Genomic DNA, 18,346 nt, shown 5'->3' with positions numbered 1-18,346 from the left:
GCGCCGGTATAACGGATGCATCCAGGCGGGTGCTCGTAGACTGACGGTATGTCTCGTGCTCTCATTGTGGTTGCCGTTGTGGTCACCGTCTTGACGGTGTACTCAATCGTCGACTGCGCCATGACCGATGCACGTCGCACCAGGGTGTTTCAGAAGCCTATCTGGCTGGTTGTCATCCTGTTCTTGCCGGTCGTGGGTGCGCTGCTGTGGATGTTCATGGGTAAACAATCTGTCGATACGGGTGCACAGCCGGTGGTGCCGGATGAAGACATCGCCTATCTCGACCAGCTGCGTCGCGACACCGAGCACGATGCGCGTATCCGTGACCTTGAAGAGCAGATGCGCCAGCTCGACGCCGAAATCGAGCAGGCTCGACGTGACACCATGAAAAACCACCCCTCAAATATTGATCAGCAGCCCAGCGATGATGAAGAGGGCCATGGCGACGCGGGTGACGAGGCCAAACGCCAATGACGGTTCCTGCCGTTGCCGCTGCGGTGGCGCTGCTCACCGCGGCCACCGATCAGGTGCATGATGTGGTGGTCTGTCCGGGGTCGCGGTCACAGGCTTTTGCGCTGGTCGCCGCCAAACTCGAACAGCTCGGTACGATCCGCCTGCACGTGCGCCTCGATGAGCGAGCGGCGGCGTTTTTTGCGCTCGGACTCGCGCGCGAATCACTGCGTCCGGCGCCGGTGATCGTCACCTCTGGTACGGCCGTTGCCAATCTGCATCCGGCGATGCTCGAGGCTCACCACGCCGGGGTGCCGCTTGTGGCTATCACGGCCGACCGGCCCGCCGAACTCGTTGGTACGGGATCCAACCAGACAACCACCCAGCCCGGTATTTTTGGTCCGCTGCTCCCCACGCGATCGCTCGCGGCACCGAGCGAAGCCGACGCAGTCGACAACTTTGCCGACTGGCGAGCGTTGGGCGAACAAATCGCCAGCACTCGCATCCCGTTGCATTGCAATCTCGCGATGCGCGAACCGCTCTCGGGCGCAATTCCCGAGCTGTCGACCCCCAACCGGTTCCGTGGCACCGCCGAACCCGCCACGCACGATCTTCCCGAAGACGGTGACCGCCGCATCCATTTCGGCACCGGGCCGCGCGGGCTGAGTGACAAACTGGCCGCCGCCATCACCCGTGAGCTGGCGCACGGATCTGCAAACCGCTCGCCAGCGACTGCGTCCGAAACTCAGCCGGTCTCTGAACGTCAGCCCGATCCCGAACGCATCCTCGAAATTGATCCGGTTGACTATCCGCGCGCAATCGTAATCGCCGGCGATCGAGCTGGTGCCGAAGCCGAACAGGTTGCCCGCAAGGGCGGCTGGCCGCTCATCGCTGAGGTGTCGAGCGGCGCCCGATATGGCCGCAACGTGGTGGTTGCCTACCGTGATCTGCTCGGCGCCAACAGCCCGATTCCGGGGCTGCGCGACAGTATCGACCTGGTGATCGTTTATGGGCATCCCACTCTCAGCCGCGAAACCAATGCGCTCGTGCAGCGCCCCGGCGTGCGAGTAGTGGTGGTAGACGACCCTGCGATGCCGCCACTGCGCCCGGGCGGTGAAGAACATATTGACCTGCTGCGGGTAACCGCGTTCGCGGCAACGCGATTGCTTTCGCGCTGCGAGGCGATGGAGCTGCGGGCCGAGGCCGATGAGTGGCTGCAAGGTTGGTTGCACGCATCCTGCGAACTCGAACTCGCCCGCGATACCGACCCCGAAGCGCCGGATATTGCCGCCTCACGCAGCAGCGATTCGCGCGAGCGGGCGCGCTTTGGTCGTACCGAGCTGGCGGTGTCTCGCGAACCGGTGCACCGCCGACTGCTGGCGGATGCGGTGTGGCGGGTCACCTGGCCGCACGACCGGTTGGTGGTGGCGGCCTCGCGGCTGATTCGCGATCTTGACGCTCAGGTGCCGGGTAAGCGCATCCGGGTGCACGCCAACCGCGGACTCGCCGGTATCGACGGCACGATTGCCACCGCGCTCGGGGTGGCGACGGCCAGCCAATTCGGCGGTGACGAACGCGCTGCGACCGGCACCACTCGGCTGCTGATTGGTGATATCGCCTTTGCCCACGATGCTTCGTCGCTGCTCGTGGGACAGGGTGGCGAGCTGGCGCCTCGGATGCAGATCATCGTCGGCGTTGATGGCGGCGGTAGTCTGTTCGACAGCCTCGAGGTGCGGAAAACGGCCGAAGCCGCGGCCTACGAGCGGGTGCAATTCACACCGCTCACTCTCGATATTGAGGCAATTGCCAGAGCCTACGGCTGGGAGTACGAACTCGCCGATACCCGCGGGACGCTCGAAGCAGCGTTGACCGATCAGCGCTCAGCCCGCAAGATTATCGCCGTGCCGCTGCCGCGCTAGCGACCCTTTGCCGCTGCCAGGCTGGCCGGTGACCGGCGATTTAGAATCGCAGGGTGGCTAAGAAAAAAGGTATGGATGTTCCCGTCGATCTTTCGCAGCTGCGCGGGCTCGAGGTGGGAGCCGGGTTCCGTCTGGCCGATATCGACCCGAACTCGACTCCGGGGTTCACCGGGGCCGATGCCAAGCTCGAGGGGCAGCAATTGTTCAGCGCCCGGGATGCCGAGATGGCTGACTTGCAAGAGCGCATGTATGCGCGCGCCCGTGCGGGGCTTGACGATGCCCCGAGCCTGCTCGTGGTGTTGCAGGGTATGGATGCGGCCGGCAAGGGCGGCATTGTGCGGCACGTGTTCGGGTCGGTTGATCCGCAGGGGCTGCAGATCGCCTCGTTTAAGGCTCCCACCGAAGAAGAACTACAGCACGATTTTCTTTGGCGCATCCGCAAACAGCTCCCGAAGCCCGGTCGCATCGGGGTGTTTGACCGCTCGCACTACGAGGATGTGCTGGTGCAGCGGGTGCATCAGTATGCGCCCGCTGATGAAATCGATCGGCGCTACGGCGCCATCGTGGAATTTGAGCGTGAGCTGGTCGACTCGGGCACCCGGGTGCTCAAGTTCATGCTGCACATCGACCGGGATGAGCAGGCCGAGCGGTTGCTCGAGCGGATCGACCGTCCCGACAAGCACTGGAAGTACAACCCGGGCGATATTGATGAGCGCGCCCGCTGGGATGAATACGCCGAGGCCTATCAGATCGCGCTTGAGCGCACCTCAACACCGGTTGCGCCCTGGTTCGTGATTCCGGCCAATAAGAAGTGGTACGCGCGCCTGGCGGTAAAAAGCATCGTGCAGCACGAGCTGCGCCGAATCGACCCGCAGTGGCCCGCAGCGAGCTTCGACCAAGAAACTGAGCGGCAGCGGCTGGCGCAGTCGTAGCGCACGGCCGCTGGTGACCGTCGTTAGCGTTCAGTTTCGAGCGCAGTCCGAACCGGTGCGAGTTTTACCTCGGTTTCGAGCCACTCGTCATCGGGTTGGGATGCGGCCATAATCCCGCCACCCGCGAAAGCAACAACTTCGCCATCGTCGGCAAATTGTGCGCCGCGTAGCGCCACCACCCACTCGCCGTCACCAGCGGCCGACACCCAACCGGTGGGCCCGGCGTAGCGGCCGCGGTCGCATCCCTCAAGTTCCCGGATGGCGTCCACGGCCGCGGCGGTGGGCGTACCACCCACGGCGGCGGTGGGATGCAGTGCCTCAACCAGGTCGAGCGGGCTCGCGCCCGCGGGCATGCGGCCGCGCAGATCGCTCGCCAGATGCCACACATTCGGCAGCTGCAAAAGGAACGGTTCGGGGGATGCGGTGAGCCCGCCGGCGGGGTCGTCATGCGAGTCGAGTCGGCCAAGCGAGGCGAGTGCCGATTCGACCGCAAAACGGTGTTCGGCACGGTTTTTTGCCGATACTCGCAGGGCTTCACGAGCCGCCGCGTCCGAACCCGCATTGCTGCCGCGCGGTGTGGTGCCGGCGAGCACCCGCGCGGCCACTTCGCCATCGAGCACCCGCACGAGCATTTCGGGGCTGGCCCCAATCATCCCGGAAACCGCGTAAATCCAGGTGCCGCCGTAGTTTTTTTCGAGCCGATAGAGCAGGTGGCGCAGATCGGCATCGGGGCGGATGCGCCCGGTTGCTCGGCGCGCCACCACCACCTTTTGCAGCTGGCCGCGGCGGATGCGGGCGATGGCATCGGCAACCGCGGTGTGGTGCCGTTCGCGTTCACCGGTCGGAGCTACGAGATCGCAGCGTGGATCGGGGCCGAGCGGCTGTGCCGGCGCCGCGATCGTGTGCGCTGGAGCATCCGCGGTGCTGATCTGCGTGATAAAAGCGCGGTCACCGCGTCGGCCAACAATGGTTTCGGGCACCACCACATGCGATGGTGCGGCATCGCGGTCGTCAAAGTTGAACGAACCGAACGCCACCAGGCCGCTACCGGGCAGCCGCACCGAATCATCAACGCTCGCGGCTGCGGTGAGTTTCGCAAACCACTGCCGGGCCTGCGAAACCTGGCCCTTCGATGAAAACTCGGCGCGCACCGCAACGCCGCGGCCCACCAGCCCCTCGCCGCGCCGCACCATCACCAGTGGGTGCCGTGCATCCGCAAATTGCAGGAGCTCGGCCGGCGAATCAATTGGTCGCGACACAACGCGCAGCTGCGGTAGCTCATCCATCGCCTTCTAGAGTATCGGCGGACGACCGTCACTCAGCACCCGGTTCGCAACCGGCTTAGTTGCACGCCGGGCAAGCGCCCGCGCGGACACGTAGGATAGACAGCATGCATCACGTCGATCTTGAGAAACGGCCGGACGAAGTCTCGGCGATGTTTGACCGCGTCTCGACTCGATACGACCTCACCAATGACGTGCTCAGTCTCGGCGTCACCCCCTATTGGCGGCGCCGCACCCGCGAAGCGATCGACCCGAAACCGGGCGACCTCATCCTTGACGTTGCCGCGGGAACGGGCACTGTGTCGCGCATCCTCGCCGATTTTGGCGCCTCGGTGGTTGCGCTCGACTTTTCGGCCGGCATGATCCACGAGGCGCGTCGTCGGCACGGCGGCCACCCGCTGATCGAATTTTTGCAGGGTGACGCCACACAGCTGCCCTTCGACGACAACACCTTCGACACCACCACGGTGAGCTTCGGGCTGCGCAATGTGCAAGAACCAAAACGCGCGCTGGCAGAGATGTACCGCGTTACCAAGCCGGGCGGCAAGATCGTCATCTGCGAATTTTCGACCCCCACGAACCCGGTCTTTGGAAATCTCTACGACTGGTATATGACCACCGTGCGTCCCGTCGTCGTGAACCTCGTTTCGAGCGATCCGGAAGCCTACGAGTATCTTTTCGACTCGATCAAGGCGTGGCCCGATCAACGTGAACTTGCGGGCTGGTTGCGAGCAGCTGGCTACCGAAAAGTTGCCCACCGCAACCTCGCCTACGGAATTGCCGCACTGCATCGCGGCGTGAAGTCCATCAACCGCAGCGAGGAGCCCACCGAGTGACTCACACTTCAGCGGCACGCCGTCCCGCACACAGCACCGTAGGGGCGGGGTTTGCCAAGCAGCTTTTCGCAAAACCTGCCGAACGGCGACTCAAAGCGACGCTCGATGCGGGCTTGGAACGCGTCGAACAGGTTTTGAAAGAAGAGGTGCGATTTGCCGACGAGGTGGCGCAGGTAACCGCCACCTATCTGCTCAACGCGGGTGGTAAGCGACTGCGGCCGATGCTGCTACTGCTTACCGCACAACTGGGACCAGAATCGGCCGCCCCGCAAATTGATCGGGCCGCTGCCGCGATCGAGATCACGCATCTGGCATCGCTCTATCACGATGATGTCATGGATGAGGCGACCCTGCGTCGCGGGGTGACTGCCGCGCATCTGCGCTGGTCGAACTCCACCGCGATTCTCGCCGGTGATCTGCTCTTTGCCCGCTCATCACAAATTTTTTCGGCGCTTGGCACCGAGGCAGTTCAGCTGCAGGCCGAGGTGTTTGAGCGCCTCGTGCTCGGGCAGATGCGCGAAACTATTGGCCCGCGTGAGGGTGAAGATCGCATCGCCCACTACCTGCAGGTGCTCGCCGACAAGACCGGTTCGCTCATCTCGGCGGCGGCGCGCCTGGGCGTCATGCTCTCGGGGGCACCACGCGAGTACGAGGCAGCGATGCACAGCTTCGGCGAGAGCGTGGGCATCGCCTTCCAACTGGTCGATGATGTCATCGACCTGTCGCCAGAGAGCGACAAAACCGGCAAACTTGCCGGCACCGACCTGCGCGCCGGGGTTGAAACGCTGCCCGTGCTGCTGCTTGAAAAACGCAGTGAAGCGGGGGATGCGGCGGCAACCGACCTGCTGCACCGTATCCGCACCCGCGTCGCCGGCACCGCGCCCGGCAGTGCCGACCCGACGCTCTCGCGCTGCGACGCCGTCGAATCAGACCCCGCAGAGGTGGATGCGATCGTTGCCGAACTGCGCAATCACGCCGTCACCGCCGAAACCATTGGGGCCGCACACGAATATGTGTGCCGCGCGGTCGACGCACTCGACCAGCTGCCAGACGGTGTGGTGCGCGAGGCGCTGCGCGAATTTGCTCGGCGTCTGGTCGAACGAGACTTTTAGGGTGCCGCCCCGGTAGGCCCGGGACGCAACCCGCATGAATTACAAACGCACTGAAAGGGAAAGACAGTGGCAACGCTTCGAGTAGCTGTAGTTGGTGCCGGCCCCGCTGGGATTTATGCCAGCGACATCCTGCTGAAGGAGGCCGAAGGCACGCACAAGGTATCGATCGACCTGTTCGACCGTCTCCCCGCACCCTACGGCCTGGTTCGCTACGGTGTTGCCCCCGACCATCCGCGTATCAAAGGCGTGGTGAACGGGCTGCGTGAGGTGCTCGACACCGGTCGCATCCGGATTTTTGGCAACGTCGATTTTGGTACTGACATCACCCTCAACGATCTGCGCAGCCGCTACCACGCGGTGATTTTTGCCACCGGCGCCAGCCGCGACGCGCACCTCGATATCCCCGGAATTGACGCCGAGGGTTCATTCGGTGCCGCCGATTTTGTGCACTGGTATGACGGGCACCCCGACTATCCGCGCGATTGGCCGCTCGACTCTGAATCGGTGGCCGTGATCGGTAACGGCAATGTGGCGCTCGACGTGGCCCGGATGCTCGCCAAGCATCCTGACGACCTCATGCCCACCGAAATTCCCGCAAACGTTGAGGCGGGTCTGCGCGCATCCAAGGTCACCGATGTGCACGTTTTTGGTCGCCGTGGACCGCTACAGGTGAAGTTCACGCCGCTCGAGCTGCGTGAGCTCGGTGAAGTGCCCGATGTTGACGTGATTATTGACGAGGCCGATTTTGATCGCGACCCCGAAGCCGACGCCGAGTCGCTCAAAAACAAGCAGCGCCTGGTGATCAACCGCATCTTCGGCCAGTGGCGTGAGCGAGCGAACGAACCGCGCACGGCATCGCGCCGACTGCACCTGCATTTTTGGGCAAAACCCAGCGAGGTGCTCACCGACGAAAACGGTCGCGTGCGCGCACTGCGCGTAGAGCGCAACAACCCCAACGGTGACGGCGGTGTCATGGGCTCGGGAGAGTTCACCGAGGTTCCCGTGGGGCAGATTTACCGCGCGGTGGGCTACTTTGGCTCGCCGCTGGATGAAGTTCCCTTCGACGAGACCCGCGGCGTGATCCCCAACGAGGGCGGCGTTGTCATCGACGCGGCCGGCGAAAAAGTGCCGGGGCTGTACGCAACCGGCTGGATCAAGCGCGGCCCGGTGGGGCTTATCGGCCACACTAAATCGGATGCAAAAGAAACGATCGCGAACCTGCTCGGTGGCCCCGAACACTGGTGGCAGCCGGCCGACACTGATACCGAATCGATCGTCAAACTGCTTGCCGAACGCAATGTGCCGGTGACCGATCTCGACGGTTGGCACCGCCTGGACGCACACGAACGTCAGCTCGGTGAAGCGGCGGGTCGTGAGCGCATCAAGGTGGTTGATCGCGAAGAGATGACCCGCATTTCACGCGGCGAATAGCCCGCCGGGGTGCGAGCTACTGCACCACCGAAGTGAGCCGGCACAGATCGTCAATCGCCACCTGCATCCGCCCTCGGGTGAGCCACTCATCGAGGGTGAGCTGGCGCGATTTGGCAAAATATTCTCGCTCGACCGCCGATAGTTCGCTGGCGAATTGTTTGCCGTAGACGATCAACATGAGTTCGGCATTCAGGGTGAACGAACGCATGTCCATATTTGACGACCCCACCATCGACACCTCACCGTCAACCGTGAGGTATTTCGAGTGCAGCACATACGGTTGTTCGTACAGCCAGATCTGCACCCCCGAGCGCAGCAGCGCCTCGTAGTACGACTGCTGGGCGTGCTGGGTAAAGAAGTGGTTGCCGCGTTCGGAAACAAACAGCACCACCTCGATACCGCGCTGCGCCGCAGTGGTGAGGGCATAGAGCATAGAGTCGTCGGGCGCGAAATAGGGCGATGAAATCACCACGCGCTCGCGGGCCTGATAGAGCAGCTGCACGAATAGCCGCAGGTTGTTTTCGTGCTCGTAGCCGGGGCCGGATGGAACGAGCTGGCAGTCGTAGGTGGGTACCGAATCGACCGCGAGTCGCTGCGCCTCATTGAGCTCGGCCTCAAATTGCGCGGCGGATGGGTCGCCACCGTCGCGGGGAATGTAGCCGGTCTCATCGAACCAGTCGTTGCGGAACACCGCGTCGACACCCACCGCCATCGGCCCCTCGAGCCGTACCATCAGGTCTTTCCACAGCAATCGCGTACCGTCACGGTCGGCTTTTTGGTGGTAGCCGCGCTCGATAATGTTTTGCGACCCCAGCCACGCCACTCGGCCGTCAACCACGAGCAGCTTGCGGTGATTGCGCAGGTCGATGCGCTGCCAGCCGTTGCGCCACGGCCAGATCGAATACAGCTGGTGCCAATCGCATCCGGCAGCCTGCAATCGCCGTTTCATGTGTCGATAACCGCGGTAGCGTATCGAACCGAACTGGTCGTAAGCGACGCGCACCTTCACACCGCGCTGCAGGGCCCGCTCGATGGCAACGAATACCGGCTCGGTCACCTCGTCGGCGGCCAGCGCATAAAACAGCAGGTGCACATAGTTTTGTGCCGTGTCGATTTCGTCGGCCATTTCGCGAATGGTCGCGTCGTAGCTGGTGGTGATGCGGATGCGATTGCCCGGCAGATGCGGGATGGCGGTCAGTTCTCGCGCCAGCTGCGAGAGGTGCTGGAAGCGGGTGGGGAGCTCGGTGAACCCCACTCGCTGCTCGAGCTGCACGGTTGCCTCGTGCAGCAGTTGATTGAACTGTGCCTGTTTGCGGCGGCGATGCTCGGGCAGTCGGGTTGAGCCGAACATCCAAAACAGCAGCAGCCCGATATAGGGGATGAGGCCGATGGTGAGCAGCCAGGCGACGGCGGTGGTGGGGCGGCGGTTGTGGCCGAGCGTGAACGCCGCGATAACGACGATGATGACGTGTATTGCGGCGGCCGTGACGTACAGCCAGCCCTCACCAAAGATGTCGAGCATTTCCGCGACTAGCGGAAGTTGACGAACTGCAGGTCTACATCCAAGTCAGCCGCCTTGAGCAGCTGGATCGTGGCCTGTAGATCGTCGCGGCTCTTCGAGCTGACGCGCAGCTCGTCGCCCTGAATCTGCGATTTGACCGACTTTGGGGCCTCGTCGCGGATGAGTTTTGAGATCTTCTTGGCGTTTGCCTGGTCGATGCCTTGCTTCAGGGCGATTTCGAGGCGGGTTTCTTTGCCCGAAACATACGGATCGCCGGTCTCGATCGATTTGAGTGAGATGCCGCGCTTGATGAGTTTTGACTGCAGCACATCGAGCACCGCGAGGACGCGATCTTCACTCACTGCTTTCAGCATGAACCGATCGTTTGCGAACTCAACTGAGGCACCGGTGTCTCGGAAGTCGTAGCGCTGCGAAATCTCTTTCGCGGCCTGGTTGACCGCGTTGTCGATCTCCATCGGATCGACCTTGCTTACCACGTCAAATGAAGAATCAGCCATGGTGATAAGCGTAGGCGACAACGGCTGACAGCGGCGAGCGAGCCGCAGCATGCGACTACTGTTAGTGCCACGTGGGTGGGTGAGAAAGGCTGCGATGACAGATATTTGGGTGCCACTGGTGCTGACTGTGCTGGCAGGGCTCGCTACTTCGATCGGCGGGATGATTGGCGTGGCCGGTCGCGGTGATTCGCGGCGGTTGATGTCGATGGGTCTTGGCTTTTCTGCCGGTGTGATGATCTATGTCTCGCTGGTAGAAATTTTGCCGAAGGGGCGCGAGGCACTTATCTCTGAGTTTGGGGATGCGGCCGGCGAATGGCTGGTGCTGCTCGCGTTTTTTGGCGGGATCGCGGTAATTGCGTTGATCGACCGGCTGGTTCCCGAAGAAATCAACCCGCACGAGCCGGGTACGGTCGACGATCGGGCGCGGCAGCGGGCGCTGATGCGAACCGGGATACTCACCGCCATAGCGCTCGGGTGCACAACTTCCCGGAGGGGTTCGCGACCTTTATCGCGGCGATACAAAATCCGGAGATCGGGGTGGCGGTGGCAGTGGCGATCGCCATTCACAATATTCCCGAGGGGTTGGCAGTGGCGGTGCCGGTGTATCAGGCCACCGGTTCGCGGCGCAAGGCGCTGCGCTGGGCGACCGTGTCGGGTCTTGCCGAACCCGCTGGCGCGATCGTCGGCTATTTGCTGTTGATGCCGTTTATTTCGGATGGTCTGTTCGGCGTGGTGTTTGCGGCGATTGCCGGCGTAATGGTGTTTATCTCACTCGATGAACTATTGCCCACGGCCGAGGAATATGGCGAACACCACTGGGCGATCTACGGTCTGGTCGCCGGGATGGCAGTGATGGGGATTTCGCTGGTGTTGCTGTAGGGATGCATCCGGTGCTTCGGTGTTGCCATCGACCAGGCGGGTTCCCGAATGCATTTGGAATGGATGTGCTCAGTGCTGAGCCTCTACAGTAAAGAAAAACCCGGCCCACAAGGGACCGGGTGAGTAATAACTACATCCTATATCGCTGACGTGCTCAGGCAAGTTCGGGTCTGGGTCTGGCGTGTCAACGCGGCTACCATCCGCAGGGTTTTGACAGGTTGCCGATCGTTGACGGGAGTTGACTCTGTTCCACCGACTCTCTACGGACTTTGCGCGCCCAGCTCTGGCCAGAACGATCCGTGGGAGGCAAAGCAAGTGCCCCCGCAACCTTTTCGCTCGGATACAAGAGGCCAACCGGCATCAAACCTCGCACGTGATGAACTGGCAGTTTCAAATCTGAGTCGTTGGACACCACGACCACAGCATCAACAACGCTTGTCAAAGCATCAATCAGCATGTGGCTAGCAACGTTCACGTCGCTACCTTTCTCCTCATCATGCTGATAGGAAACGATGAACTTCGCGTCCGGAACGGGGGTGCCTGCGGAGTCTTGAATCATTACTGGCCAAGCTGATGTCACAATTTCTGGCCGACGTCTGCTGTCGCCTGGCACTGCAAGAGGTGCCTGCTTGACGCGCGATACATAGTTCCCATACTCGATTCTGTCGACTGCCTGTGAGGAAACTAGCGCTTTCAAATAGATGTCTTGATCTCGTTGCCCACCAGGGTTGCTTGCGCCGTCAATTCGTGCCGTGCAGTAGACAATGCGTTCAATGTGGGCATCGCGCCAGGTGTCAGCCTGCTCGTTCCAGCCCCGTTGTTCGGCGAACTTTACTTGGTCGTGGAGCGATGTTTCTACGAGAGCACGGACGTTAAGCCAACGCCAACCGGGGGTACCGCGACCGAATTCTCGCCGCATCCCGTAGTACAAGTTGTAGCCATCTACGTACACGCCAACACGCATGAAGTGATGATAGATGGCCTGCTGAACACCAGCCACCAACGCCGACTCCCGAACCTGCAAATGTTTCGTATGAAACAAAAACCCCGGCCTGGAACTATGCCATGGCCGGGGTCTTTCAAGCGGTGGCGAGAGAGGGATTCGAACCCCCGAATGCAATGCAGGCTGATTTACAGTCAGCTCCCTTTGGCCGCTTGGGTATCTCGCCGAGCAGGCGCGCTAAAAAGCGCACCAGCAAAGCTTACACCAGATTCGCTCGTTATGTGGCACTGCTAGCTTCACCGGTATGAGCAATGAGCAACTCTTGCACCTGGCTACTGAACTGGCACGCGAAGCTGGTGAACTGATTTTTGAGCGGCGGCGACAGGGAGTTGCTGTCGCCGACACAAAAACGAGCACGGTCGATGTGGTGACCGCAGCCGACCGCGAGTGTGAGCAATTGCTGCGTGACCGCATCCGTGAACTTCGTCCGGATGACGGTTTTTATGGCGAAGAGAGCGATCCGAGTCGTTCGCGTTCGGGGATTACCTGGGTGGTTGACCCCATCGACGGCACCGTGAACTATTTGTACGGTTTGCCGCACTACGCCGTTTCAATTGCTGCGGTTGAGGGTGACCCGGCTGCCGAGCCGACGGAGTTCACGGCGCTTGCCGGTGCGGTGTTCGCACCGGCGCTCGATGAAATGTACGCGGCGATGCGCGGTGGTGGTGCCACCCGAAATGATGCACCGATAGTGGTTGGTTCGGGTCCGGAAGATATTGCGCGCACGCTGGTTGCTACCGGCTTCTCATATCGGGCCGAGCGCCGCAAACTGCAGGCTCAGGTGTGGTTGGCGCTTGCTGACCGGGTGCGGGATATGCGCCGTAACGGGGCGGCCTCGCTTGATCTGTGTGCGGTGGCGGCCGGGCAGGTGGATGTTTATTACGAATTTGGTCTTAAACCCTGGGATTGGGCTGCCGGTGCGCTCATTGCGAGTGAGGCGGGTGCCGAAGTTGTGGGTGTGTCACGCGATTCGCGTGAAAGTAGGGCTATGCTGGTTGCTGGTCATCCCCGGATCATGCCTCAACTGCACGATTTGCTGCTGGAATCACTGCCATCACATCTGCTCTGATCAGGGAAATTTATAAAACTGTGATTTTTGCTAGCTAATTCGTGATCTCTTCGTTACACTCGAATCCGTTCGAGTTTTTGAGGAGGTGTGCATGTCGGAAGGCGTAAACGTTCAGCGCCCGCTCACGCGCCGCGAACTTCGCGAGCAGGAGCGGCGAGCTGAACAGCAGCGAATCGCCGCCGAGCAGGAGGCTCGAGCTGCAGCAGCCGCTGACAGTGCAACCCCGGTCGAAAGTGCTTCGGTAGCGCCGGCTGCTCGGGATGCTGAAACAGTCAGTGCCGATGCAAGAACCCAGGTCGCTGCAAAGGCCCAGGGTCAGCAGTTCACTTCGCGCCGCGAACGTCGCGAAGCAGAGCGGGCCGCAGCACTCGCTGAGTTCAACCAGCGTGCCGAACAGGCACAGATTGCTGCCCAGCAGGTAGCGACGCAATCGCCCGAGCTCTTCGCGGATCGTGCTGCAAAAACTAAGTCTTCGGTTGCCGCCCAGGTGCAGATTCACCGGGTCGCGATCAACCCCATCCCGAACGTCGCAAGCCGTCCAGTGGTGGCGCCAGTTTTCACCGTTGCTGACGAGGCTGCCACTGAAACGTCGGCACAGCCGGCTGCAGTAGTTGACACCACCACGGCGGCACCGGCAGGTATTCCGGTCGCCCCGGCTGACGAACCGAAGATCGAGTTTGCCGCCGCATTCGCTTCTGGTGGCAGTCTGAAGGCAACCCGCCGCGTGCGTCGCAGTGATGGCGGTCGGCGTGCCAGCCGAGTGGGCGGTTCGATGGTGGCATTCGGGCTCATTGCTGGCACCGTGGCGCTCGGTACCGGTTCGGCTGCAGCGATCAGCGCGGCGGCCGCGGCCGATGAGGGTGCAGCCGAAGTTGGCGAGCCCAATGCCGATCAGCCGGCGCCGCAGACGCTGAAGGTGTCGCAAGAAGAGACGGTTTCGGTTGCTGCGACCCGCCGCTCGGAGGTGACCGCAGTCACTTCGATCGGTACCGCGCACGCCGCCAACCTTGCGGCTGGGGTCAAATTGCCTGACTCGAACGCCTACACGAATGACATCACCGCCAATGTGCAGTGGCCGTTCCCTCAGGGCGTTCAGATCACCGACCCCTACGGCCCGCGAGTGTCGCCCTTTGGTGGCGGTTCGAGCTGGCACGGTGGCGTTGATTTCACCCCCGGAGAAGGCACACCGATCGGATCGATCGCGGATGGCCGCGTCAGCTACATCAGCGAGAGCGGCACCACCTACGGTATTTATGTCGAGGTGGAGCACATCATCAATGGTGAGCGAGTGACCTCGCAGTACGCGCACCTGCAGCCAGGCTCGATTTCGGTGAAGGTCGGAGATGTTGTGCAGGTTGGTGACCAGATTGCAAAGGTTGGAAACACCGGCGCATCAACCGGACCGCACCTGCACCTCGAAACCCTCATCGATGGCGGCACTGTCGACCCGATGTACTTCTTGAAAAAGCTCAACGTCGCCGGTGTCGACGTGAAGGTTCCAGAAGAAGTGCCGACCGGTGGCGTTGCTCTTGGTGCTGAACGCCGAGGCGTTGAAGATAGCCACAAACTCGTTGATGAGACCTTCGGTAACTAATTAAAAATCCAACACGTTGCGATTTGCGTGCGGCGGGGGAGTGTGTGATAAGCTCTCCTGGTGCCCAAGCGAGAAATCGCAGCGGACTCGCCCCGATAGCTCAGTGGTAGAGCACTTCCATGGTAAGGAAGGGGTCGCCAGTTCAATCCTGGCTCGGGGCTCTCTCAGTTGCTCGACCGGTGACTGTGAACCCTGGCAGGGTAGCTCAGTTGGTGAGAGCGCACGACTCATAATCGTGAGGTCGCGGGTTCGAGCCCCGCTCCTGCTACAGACCCCAACTCAGTCAAAAAGGCCCCGCCAGGGGTCTTTTTTTATTGTGCGGCAAGTTCAATTCCGGGCTGATTCGTCGCTCGGATGCGGAGTCTCGCTCGGATGCGGGTTGCGCGGCTGCCGGAAGGTGCCAACGGACCATGACGGTCAGCTTGTTGCGGCGGTAGGATGATCACGTGAATTTTCGTTCTGAGCACTTCGATGTGGCTGGAGGTTGTGGCAGCGCAGCTGCCACAGGTAGGTAACCTCGCCGCAGCTGCCGACGTTCCGCGCATCAGCGCCGTCGGGCGATCGCACCGTGCCTGCGGCGGCCGTTGCCGTGCCGGTGGCGCATCAATACCGAAACTCACCGATGCTGCGCAGCAGCAGATTTTTGAAAGGCGTACGCCGAATGCTTTCCATCACTGAAAAATACATCCGCAATAACTTCCTCAACGCATCCAAGAAGGAGCGCGCCGAACTCACCCTGCCCCAGAACTTCGAGACGATCGACTGGGACGCAATCGATTTTCTTGGCTGGTGTGACCCGCGTATTTCGCGCCGTGCCTATGCGTTTGTTCCGGTCGGTGACGATGTGAAGGGCATCCTTTTCCAGCAGCAACCGCCGAACTCCCAGCCGCAGTTGTGTGACTGGTGCCGGGACGTGCGGCTGCCGAACGATGTCGTGTTCTCGAGCGCGAAACGGTCGGGTCCGTCGGGCCGCAAGGGCAACACCGTCGCGGTATATGTGTGCAAGAGCTTTCAGTGCTCGTTCAATGTGCGCAATGATCCGCCACAGCCCTACGACGGCTTCGATATGGAGACGGCTCGAGCGGAGCGAATCGCGGCGCTACAGGAGCGCATCCGGCGATTTGCCCAGCAGCTCTAGCTGTTGCATGGCTGCCGGGTCGCGTGATGTAGCTGCGCGCGACCCGGCCGTCTTTTTGTGGTTCGAGCGTCGTGTTACACTCCGGCGCCGTACTCGAAGTCGAGCACTTCGGCCGCAAAGTTAGGTGGGACCCATGGTGTTAAAGATCCTCGCGGGAGACCTGAGCAACCTCGCCAGTAACTGTGGGCATGCAGCCGGAGAGCTGTCGCCAATAAACGTGAGCGCCATGTCATACGCAGCCGCCGCATCGATGCGGGGTGGCTCGGCTGCGAGTGCGCTTCCCAGTGCGACCAGCGCGATTGACAATCGCATTCGCTCCTTGGCTGCTGCCATCGAAGACATGGAAGCTGCAGCTGCTCAAGTTCAGTCTGACCACGATGGCACCGACTCGCAGGGCGGCGGCAACATGAGTTCGATGCAAGGCAATATCGACGTATCGAAGGGGATCTACTGATGGTCGGGTGGAGCGAAATTGTTGACTGGACGCCAGACCGGCTCGAGGTAGCCTATGATTCCTTCCGTCGTGACGAGGCTCAGGTCCAAGCAGCGGGTGACCAGCTTTATCGCTCATCAAGCGAAATTAGGAATGAGGGACACTCGGCTGATTCCGCGCGAAGCAAACTAGGGCAGTTGCGGGCCGAATCTGACGAGATTGAAGGTCTAATCTCGGATCTGCTCTCGGCAACCAGGGTCGCCGCTACAGAAGTTGGCCAGATTGCGGGTGGGGTTAAGGAAGCCCAGGCGTTCGCGGCGTCTAGCCACCTGATGATTAGTCCGACAGGTTCGGTTTCGCTTCAACCAATTGTGGAAACTATTGCTCGATCAGAGCTAATTCAAATGCTTGGTCCGGCGGCCGGTGCCCTCGCGCCAATTATTACCGCCCCCTCTTACATTCAAGCGCTGATGCATAAAGCACAGCTTGAGGGGCAGATCGCGACACTGATCACTCAAGCCAACCGGGCCGATTCAAATTATGCCAGTGCGCTTCATGCAATCGCAGACGGCCGAGTCTCCCATGCCTCAAGTGCGGCGTCTGCGGGCAGCTCGAAGGAAGGCCTTGATAAGGGGCTGATGATGAGCACGCTGAGGCAGCGAGAAAACCTCAGTGAAGTACGTGCGCTATGGGACTCGCTCAGTTACGAGCAGCAGCAGGAACTCATTGCGGCTTTCCCTGAAGAGGTCGGTTCGATGCGCGGAATTCCTTTCGAAGCGCGTGTGCAGGCGAATGATCTCAATATTGACCGAGAGGTTGGAGAGCGTCAGGATAGGCTCCGTGAAGTGGAGGAAAAAAAGAAACAGCTGGAGCGTAACTGGTCTTTCGGCAAGAAGGATGATATCGAGCGCTACGACAAAGAAATCGAACAGTTGCAGAAGGAGATCGACTTCTACAACTCGATGAAAACTTCAAACGGTGGTGCTGGGGCGATCTTGTTTGACCCTGATAATAATCGCCTTATCACGGCTCAGGGCGATATGCGCAAGTCGGCTGGTGAAGTCGTCACGTTTGTTCCAGGAACTACGACTACCAAGCTTAAAATGGAGAACTATGCCGATCTCACCGGTTATTTGGTCGATCAGGGAAACACGCTCGGTACGAACACTGTAGCGTTCGGTTTCTTTGATGGGCGATTTGACCACTTTGATCCGTTAGTGGGGGAGGATGACCAGTGGATCAGCTGGGATGGAGCTCATTCCAATGCGAATCCATTCCACCTTCGTCAATTGGGTGCTAACCTCGCGGAGTTTCAGGAAGAGCTCGCCTTGGAAGAGTTCAGCCGGGATGCTGACAACAACGTTATCGGCCACAGCGCGGGGCACTCGGTGGCGACTGCTTCAGAAATCGCATCAAAAACTCGCAGCGGAGTGCCAGATGCGCACTACGACGGTGTGCATTCGCTGTCAGGCTCCTACGCGCCCCCCGGATGGGAACGCCATTACAGCACTGAATATGACCACTACGCCTACGGTAGAGATCCAATCCACCTGCTGGACAAGCTGCCAGGCGTGGATACGCCTCGAGAGAGTCACATTTGGGACAACCATATTCACGGGACCAGCGAGACAGAAAAAGGGTTCACGCTGCATCCTGTGGATATTCATGGTCGCTCCGCCAGTGGCAACACGCACGATAACCTGCCAATCCTGCAGGATCTGAAGCACGAAATCTTCAAGGATTAGCATGATGATTTGCACCGCCCATCTCGGCTACGCGGGCATCATCTCGGCAATAAGGAGAACCCCATGGCGCTGACACTGGCCGAGGCGAAACAAGAAACGGTTCGCATCCAAAAGTCTCTCGTGGCGCTCATCCCCGAAGAATTATGCTCGCCCGACCGGCTTCCGGCACCTGGTTCGGTGAAGATGACGCCGGTGGCCGGATCCGATGGCAGCGGCTTCCGCTACCCGGGAAGCGCGGCCGTGCGGCTCGTGAAAGACGCCGATGGTCAGGCAATTGTCGAGCTGCTCGAGCAAGAACTGCGTGCCCAGGGGTGGCAGGAGACCCCGATGCCCACCGTATCGCAGCCCAAACGTCGGCTGTTTGCCAACGCAGTCGGCTACGAAACGATTATTTCGACCATCGACCGCGGCGACGACCTACCGATGGTGGTCCTCGACGTGTGGAGCCCGCCCGCCACGGCCCCGGAGAATTTCAACAGGTTCGTCGACAAGATCTAGCGCCG

17 protein-coding genes, 3 tRNA genes and 1 pseudogene are annotated in these 18,346 nt (G+C 61.1%); 16 read left to right on the top strand and 5 right to left on the bottom strand.

The window, feature by feature from the left end:
- Nucleotides 1-48: 48 nt before the first annotated feature.
- The 3 genes from PV375_RS03145 (at nucleotide 49) to PV375_RS03135 (ending at nucleotide 3,301) form a co-directional block, all read left to right on the top strand.
- Nucleotides 49-474 (top strand): PLD nuclease N-terminal domain-containing protein, encoded by a 426-nt coding sequence (locus PV375_RS03145; RefSeq protein WP_201613451.1) that lies wholly within the window; start codon nucleotides 49-51, stop codon nucleotides 472-474.
- Complete coding sequence (menD, locus tag PV375_RS03140) at nucleotides 471-2,369, top strand: 2-succinyl-5-enolpyruvyl-6-hydroxy-3-cyclohexene-1-carboxylic-acid synthase (protein ID WP_332106088.1); 1,899 nt, start codon at nucleotides 471-473, stop codon at nucleotides 2,367-2,369. The genes PV375_RS03145 and menD overlap by 4 nt, the downstream gene beginning before the upstream one ends.
- Nucleotides 2,370-2,440: 71 nt before the next feature.
- Nucleotides 2,441-3,301 (top strand): polyphosphate kinase 2 family protein, encoded by an 861-nt coding sequence (locus PV375_RS03135; protein WP_332106159.1) that lies wholly within the window; start codon nucleotides 2,441-2,443, stop codon nucleotides 3,299-3,301.
- A 23-nt stretch (nucleotides 3,302-3,324) separates the two neighbouring features.
- Here PV375_RS03135 and PV375_RS03130 read toward each other — a convergent pair whose 3' ends face one another.
- The gene (locus PV375_RS03130) at nucleotides 3,325-4,587 is read right to left on the bottom strand and encodes an isochorismate synthase (protein WP_332106087.1); all 1,263 of its coding nucleotides are present in this window, start codon (nucleotides 4,585-4,587) and stop codon (nucleotides 3,325-3,327) included.
- A 104-nt stretch (nucleotides 4,588-4,691) separates the two neighbouring features.
- On the opposite strand from PV375_RS03130, the gene PV375_RS03125 reads away from it, so the two are divergent.
- The 3 genes from PV375_RS03125 (at nucleotide 4,692) to PV375_RS03115 (ending at nucleotide 7,963) form a co-directional block, all read left to right on the top strand.
- Nucleotides 4,692-5,420 (top strand): class I SAM-dependent methyltransferase, encoded by a 729-nt coding sequence (locus PV375_RS03125; RefSeq protein ID WP_332106086.1) that lies wholly within the window; start codon nucleotides 4,692-4,694, stop codon nucleotides 5,418-5,420.
- Nucleotides 5,417-6,532, top strand: coding sequence for a polyprenyl synthetase family protein (locus tag PV375_RS03120; RefSeq protein WP_332106085.1), 1,116 nt, complete (start codon nucleotides 5,417-5,419; stop codon nucleotides 6,530-6,532). The genes PV375_RS03125 and PV375_RS03120 overlap by 4 nt, the downstream gene beginning before the upstream one ends.
- Before the next feature lie 66 nt (nucleotides 6,533-6,598).
- On the top strand, nucleotides 6,599-7,963 hold the full coding sequence (locus PV375_RS03115) for an FAD-dependent oxidoreductase (protein ID WP_332106084.1): 1,365 nt from the start codon (nucleotides 6,599-6,601) through the stop codon (nucleotides 7,961-7,963).
- Nucleotides 7,964-7,979: 16 nt separating this feature from the next.
- Here PV375_RS03115 and cls read toward each other — a convergent pair whose 3' ends face one another.
- Nucleotides 7,980-9,485: a cardiolipin synthase gene (gene cls, locus PV375_RS03110; RefSeq protein ID WP_332106083.1), complete on the bottom strand. Its 1,506-nt coding sequence runs from the start codon at nucleotides 9,483-9,485 to the stop codon at nucleotides 7,980-7,982.
- Between the two features lie 8 nt (nucleotides 9,486-9,493).
- The gene (locus PV375_RS03105; protein ID WP_201518272.1) at nucleotides 9,494-9,982 is read right to left on the bottom strand and encodes a YajQ family cyclic di-GMP-binding protein; all 489 of its coding nucleotides are present in this window, start codon (nucleotides 9,980-9,982) and stop codon (nucleotides 9,494-9,496) included.
- A 49-nt stretch (nucleotides 9,983-10,031) separates the two neighbouring features.
- On the opposite strand from PV375_RS03105, the pseudogene PV375_RS03100 reads away from it, so the two are divergent.
- A pseudogene (locus PV375_RS03100) lies at nucleotides 10,032-10,286 on the top strand (ZIP family metal transporter); the annotation flags it as partial.
- 170 nt (nucleotides 10,287-10,456) lie between these two features.
- Entirely contained in the window at nucleotides 10,457-10,861 is a 405-nt protein-coding gene (locus tag PV375_RS03095; RefSeq protein WP_332106163.1) for a ZIP family metal transporter, read from the top strand.
- A gap of 193 nt (nucleotides 10,862-11,054) precedes the next feature.
- On the opposite strand, the gene PV375_RS03090 is transcribed toward PV375_RS03095, so the two are convergent.
- Both PV375_RS03090 and PV375_RS03085 read right to left on the bottom strand, forming a co-directional pair.
- Entirely contained in the window at nucleotides 11,055-11,861 is an 807-nt protein-coding gene (locus PV375_RS03090) for an NYN domain-containing protein (protein ID WP_332106082.1), read from the bottom strand.
- 87 nt (nucleotides 11,862-11,948) lie between these two features.
- Nucleotides 11,949-12,030: transfer RNA gene (locus tag PV375_RS03085), tRNA-Tyr, on the bottom strand.
- Between the two features lie 78 nt (nucleotides 12,031-12,108).
- Here PV375_RS03085 and PV375_RS03080 point away from each other — a divergent pair.
- From PV375_RS03080 to PV375_RS03045, 8 genes are all read left to right on the top strand, one after another.
- Complete coding sequence (locus PV375_RS03080; RefSeq protein ID WP_332106081.1) at nucleotides 12,109-12,933, top strand: inositol monophosphatase family protein; 825 nt, start codon at nucleotides 12,109-12,111, stop codon at nucleotides 12,931-12,933.
- A gap of 91 nt (nucleotides 12,934-13,024) precedes the next feature.
- On the top strand, nucleotides 13,025-14,527 hold the full coding sequence (locus tag PV375_RS03075; protein WP_332106080.1) for a M23 family metallopeptidase: 1,503 nt from the start codon (nucleotides 13,025-13,027) through the stop codon (nucleotides 14,525-14,527).
- An 89-nt stretch (nucleotides 14,528-14,616) separates the two neighbouring features.
- Nucleotides 14,617-14,688, top strand: a tRNA-Thr gene (locus PV375_RS03070).
- A 33-nt stretch (nucleotides 14,689-14,721) separates the two neighbouring features.
- Nucleotides 14,722-14,795: transfer RNA gene (locus PV375_RS03065), tRNA-Met, on the top strand.
- A 393-nt stretch (nucleotides 14,796-15,188) separates the two neighbouring features.
- The gene (locus tag PV375_RS03060; protein WP_332106079.1) at nucleotides 15,189-15,665 is read left to right on the top strand and encodes an FBP domain-containing protein; all 477 of its coding nucleotides are present in this window, start codon (nucleotides 15,189-15,191) and stop codon (nucleotides 15,663-15,665) included.
- Nucleotides 15,666-15,798: 133 nt separating this feature from the next.
- Nucleotides 15,799-16,119 carry a hypothetical protein gene (locus tag PV375_RS03055; protein ID WP_332106078.1) on the top strand — a complete coding sequence of 107 codons (321 nt, stop codon included), beginning with the start codon at nucleotides 15,799-15,801 and terminating at the stop codon, nucleotides 16,117-16,119.
- Nucleotides 16,119-17,843: a hypothetical protein gene (locus tag PV375_RS03050; RefSeq protein WP_332106077.1), complete on the top strand. Its 1,725-nt coding sequence runs from the start codon at nucleotides 16,119-16,121 to the stop codon at nucleotides 17,841-17,843. The genes PV375_RS03055 and PV375_RS03050 overlap by 1 nt, the downstream gene beginning before the upstream one ends.
- A gap of 63 nt (nucleotides 17,844-17,906) precedes the next feature.
- Nucleotides 17,907-18,341 carry a hypothetical protein gene (locus tag PV375_RS03045; protein ID WP_332106076.1) on the top strand — a complete coding sequence of 145 codons (435 nt, stop codon included), beginning with the start codon at nucleotides 17,907-17,909 and terminating at the stop codon, nucleotides 18,339-18,341.
- Nucleotides 18,342-18,346: the final 5 nt, after the last annotated feature.

The sequence above is a fragment of the Gulosibacter sp. GYB002 genome (assembly GCF_036577665.1).
In the GTDB taxonomy this organism is placed as follows: Bacteria; Actinomycetota; Actinomycetes; order Actinomycetales; family Microbacteriaceae; genus Gulosibacter; species Gulosibacter hominis.
Note: the sequence above shows the minus strand (reverse complement) of the source record. Positions and strands in the feature narration are given on the sequence as shown.

Bases quoted from the DNA above. Each gene is read 5' to 3' on its own strand.
- PV375_RS03105 (WP_201518272.1), bottom strand. From the start codon at position 9,982: ATGGCTGATTCTTCATTTGACGTGGTAAGCAAGGTCGATCCGATGGAG.
- menD (WP_332106088.1), top strand. From the start codon at position 471: ATGACGGTTCCTGCCGTTGCCGCTGCGGTGGCGCTGCTCACCGCGGCC.
- PV375_RS03125 (WP_332106086.1), top strand. From the start codon at position 4,692: ATGCATCACGTCGATCTTGAGAAACGGCCGGACGAAGTCTCGGCGATG.
- PV375_RS03045 (WP_332106076.1), top strand. From the start codon at position 17,907: ATGGCGCTGACACTGGCCGAGGCGAAACAAGAAACGGTTCGCATCCAA.
- PV375_RS03135 (WP_332106159.1), top strand. From the start codon at position 2,441: ATGGATGTTCCCGTCGATCTTTCGCAGCTGCGCGGGCTCGAGGTGGGA.
- PV375_RS03050 (WP_332106077.1), top strand. From the start codon at position 16,119: ATGGTCGGGTGGAGCGAAATTGTTGACTGGACGCCAGACCGGCTCGAG.
- PV375_RS03130 (WP_332106087.1), bottom strand. From the start codon at position 4,587: ATGGATGAGCTACCGCAGCTGCGCGTTGTGTCGCGACCAATTGATTCG.
- PV375_RS03080 (WP_332106081.1), top strand. From the start codon at position 12,109: ATGAGCAATGAGCAACTCTTGCACCTGGCTACTGAACTGGCACGCGAA.
- PV375_RS03075 (WP_332106080.1), top strand. From the start codon at position 13,025: ATGTCGGAAGGCGTAAACGTTCAGCGCCCGCTCACGCGCCGCGAACTT.
- cls (WP_332106083.1), bottom strand. From the start codon at position 9,485: ATGCTCGACATCTTTGGTGAGGGCTGGCTGTACGTCACGGCCGCCGCA.
- PV375_RS03145 (WP_201613451.1), top strand. From the start codon at position 49: ATGTCTCGTGCTCTCATTGTGGTTGCCGTTGTGGTCACCGTCTTGACG.
- PV375_RS03055 (WP_332106078.1), top strand. From the start codon at position 15,799: ATGGTGTTAAAGATCCTCGCGGGAGACCTGAGCAACCTCGCCAGTAAC.
- PV375_RS03060 (WP_332106079.1), top strand. From the start codon at position 15,189: ATGCTTTCCATCACTGAAAAATACATCCGCAATAACTTCCTCAACGCA.